Raw genomic sequence first — 3392 nt, 5'->3', positions numbered from 1 at the left:
TTGTATATATGTAGCTATTGGACAAAAAGCTTCTACAGTTGCTGGAATTGCAAAAACTTTAGAAGAAAAAGGAGCAATGGCTTATACAGTGATCGTAGCTGCAAATGCTTCTGATCCTGCTCCAATGCAAGTTTATGCTCCCATGGCAGGTGCTGCAATTGGAGAATATTTTAGAGACTCTGGTCGTCCAGCTTTGATTGTTTATGATGATCTTTCTAAACAAGCTGTTGCTTACCGTGAGGTTTCTCTTTTATTAAGAAGACCACCGGGACGTGAAGCATACCCTGGAGACGTTTTCTACTTACACTCTCGTTTATTAGAGCGTGCTTGTAAAGTAATTGCAGATGATAGTATTGCTAAAGACATGAATGACTTGCCAGATTCTTTAAAAGGAATTGTAAAAGGTGGAGGTTCTTTAACAGCTTTACCAATTATCGAAACTCAAGCAGGTGACGTATCAGCATATATCCCAACAAACGTAATTTCGATCACTGATGGTCAAATTTTCTTGGATGGAGATTTGTTTAATTCAGGGGTTCGCCCAGCGATCAACGTAGGTATTTCTGTATCTCGTGTTGGAGGTAATGCTCAAATTAAATCAATGAAAAAAGTATCAGGTACTTTAAAATTAGATCAAGCGCAATTCCGTGAATTAGAAGCGTTTGCTAAATTTGGTTCTGATCTTGATGCTGTTACATTGAATGTAATTGAAAAAGGAAAAAGAAACGTTGAAATCTTAAAACAAGGTTTGAATGATCCTTATACTGTAGAAGATCAAATCGCGATTATCTATGCTGGATCTAAAAACTTATTGAGAAATGTTCCTGTAAATAAAGTAAAAGAATTTGAAAAAGATTATTTAGAATTCTTAAACGCAAAACACAGAGCTACTCTTGATGCTTTGAAAGCAGGAAAATTAACAGACGAGATTACTGATGTACTTGAAGCTGTTGCAAAAGAAATTTCAGCGAAATATAACTAATTCGATAATTCGTGAATTAGATAATTAGAAAAGGTTTTGCTTATTCTAATTATCTAATTCTCAAATTATCACATTTTCTACTTAACAAATGGCAAATTTAAAGGAAATCCGTAATAGAATTACTTCCATTTCATCAACGATGCAGATTACATCGGCAATGAAAATGGTTTCTGCAGCAAAGCTAAAGAAAGCACAAGATGCGATTACAGCCATGCGCCCTTATGCCGAAAAATTAACGGAATTATTACAAAATCTTTCAGCTTCGCTTGAAGGTGATGTTGGAGGTGAATTTACTACACAACGTGAAGTAAAAAAAGTTTTAATTGTTGCAATAACTTCTAACAGAGGTTTGTGTGGAGCATTTAACTCTAATGTAATTAAGGAAGTTAAAAATCGTACTGAGTATTATGCAGGAAAACAAGTAGATGTTTTTGCTATTGGTAAAAAAGGAAACGATGTTTTATCTAAAACTTGTACTGTTGTTGACAACAAAAGCTCGGTTTTTGATCATTTAACTTTTGAGAATGTTGCCGAAATTGCTAAAACAATAACTCAAAAATTTGTTTCAGGAGAATACGATAAAGTTGAATTGGTTTACAATCAATTTAAAAATGCAGCTACTCAAATAGTAATTACAGAGCAGTTTTTGCCATTGGCGCCTATTCAATCTGATAAATCAACTTCTTCTAGTGGAGATTATATTTTTGAGCCTGCAAAAGAAGAGATTGTAATGACATTAATTCCAAAAGCATTAAAAACACAATTGTACAAAGGTGTGCGCGACTCATTTGCTTCAGAACACGGAGCACGTATGACTGCAATGCACAAAGCAACTGATAATGCTACAGCTTTAAGAGATCAATTGAAATTAACTTACAACAAAGCGCGTCAAGCTGCTATTACAAACGAAATCTTAGAAATCGTTGGTGGAGCAGAGGCTTTAAAAGGTTAATATAATTAAGAACACAAAAAGAACCGACAAGAAATTGTCGGTTTTTTTTTATTTAAAATTTAAATATTTTGAGAAAAAACTTATATTTGTCTCTTAGACAATTAGAAATATGCTTTTCATTGCAGAGCCTTCATATGAAGACTATTTAACATACAAAATTAAAAAGGGAGATACATTACTAAGCGTAGCAATGCAACTAGGTATTGATCCCTCTTTCCTTAGAAGTTATCATAATAGATTTTGCCCATCGATAAAAGATTTAATTGAGGCTGATTTTCCGTCTCACCTTGAATATGTAATTTTAGCTCCGTTGCAAGTCGAACTTACCGATGATGAAAAAGAAAAAAGCAGAAAAAAAATACATCAAGGAGACGGTGCTTTTTCTCTTTCGCTAGCTAATCCACAAATCAACAATACATATGGTGTTCTTTATACCATAGAAAATGGCGAAGTATTAACGACTATAAAGCAGAAAATAAATGTCAATTGGAAAGGACGAAGCGAAAATAATTTTTACTTTTTTGAAGTAGACCGCATCGGAAATATTTACATTAACGATACAGCTGCTGACAGTATGGCTGAAGAAATTGCCGAAAAAGCTTCAGCTGCCTTATACCCTTTATTAGTTGTTGTAGACCAAAACGGAAAATGGGTTTATATCAATAATTTTAACCAAATTGAAGAGCGCTGGCAGGAAACAAAAAAACAAATCCTGAAATATTATAAAGGAGATCATGTCGAAAAGTATCTTTCTATTTACGATAAAAACTTAGAAAACAGTGACACTTTGTTTCTTTCGCTTTCGAAAGACTGGTTTCTAAATGCTTTTTTTAACGGACTCCATGTTCAATATCCTCCCACTCTATTAATTCAAAAAGAAATTGAGTTTCCTTTTCTGGCTAAAACTGAAAATTTAAACTATCTCGTGAATCAAAAATTAGACGATCGTTTTGACATTGATAATTTTTTAGTAATCAACATCAATGGAAAACTCAATGACGAACGAACCAAAACCGATTTTGAAAATGAATTAAGTTTACCCGTAAGAGAATATTCAGATCAAAAGGTTTCAGGTGATTACTGGGGCAAATATTTTTTGAATCCTTTAAATCACATGCCTGAATCTATTTTTTGCAGTTGCAATTTGGCATTAGATACACCTCAGAAATATACAGTTACTATATCTAACCTAAATGACAAAGAAAAAATAAGTACCGAGCCAAAACAGGAATTATTTATCGAAGAAACCCAGCCTCAAAAAAAGTGGTGGCAATTTTAAACAACCTAAATTATGAGCGAAAAACATTTTGTAGTACAGGGAGCCACTTGCAAATGCAAGTTTAGTGAAGATCCGTCTAAGACCGATAAGATAAAAGTCAAATCACACAAAAAACATTTTGGAAATGATAAAGAAGGTTCAGAAAAACTAATTGCTACCACCAAAGAAATTGGACAGAC

General features: G+C 33.4%; 3 protein-coding genes and 1 pseudogene. All 4 read left to right on the top strand.

The features are described 5' to 3' along the window. Positions 1 to 982: pseudogene (locus VLC96_RS16270) on the top strand (F0F1 ATP synthase subunit alpha); the annotation flags it as partial. Between the two features lie 88 nt (positions 983 to 1070). After that, on the top strand, positions 1071 to 1934 hold the full coding sequence (atpG, locus tag VLC96_RS16265; protein WP_325264608.1) for an ATP synthase F1 subunit gamma: 864 nt from the start codon (positions 1071 to 1073) through the stop codon (positions 1932 to 1934). Positions 1935 to 2043: 109 nt separating this feature from the next. After that, a complete protein-coding gene (locus VLC96_RS16260; protein WP_325264606.1) occupies positions 2044 to 3213 on the top strand; it encodes a hypothetical protein in 1170 nt (389 codons plus the stop codon). Between the two features lie 12 nt (positions 3214 to 3225). Beyond that, positions 3226 to 3392: PAAR-like protein (locus VLC96_RS19135; RefSeq protein WP_491700821.1), on the top strand; the 167-nt coding region annotated here is incomplete at its 3' end.

It is taken from the genome of Flavobacterium sp. (assembly GCF_035456085.1).
Lineage (GTDB): Bacteria > Bacteroidota > Bacteroidia > Flavobacteriales > Flavobacteriaceae > Flavobacterium.
The sequence above is the reverse complement of the archived record's forward strand: the minus strand, read 5'-3'. Positions and strand labels throughout refer to the sequence as shown.

What these genes read in the sequence shown, in the direction of transcription:
- atpG (WP_325264608.1), top strand. Translation starts at nt 1,071, where the DNA reads ATGGCAAATTTAAAGGAAATCCGTAATAGAATTACTTCCATTTCATCA.
- VLC96_RS16260 (WP_325264606.1), top strand. Translation starts at nt 2,044, where the DNA reads ATGCTTTTCATTGCAGAGCCTTCATATGAAGACTATTTAACATACAAA.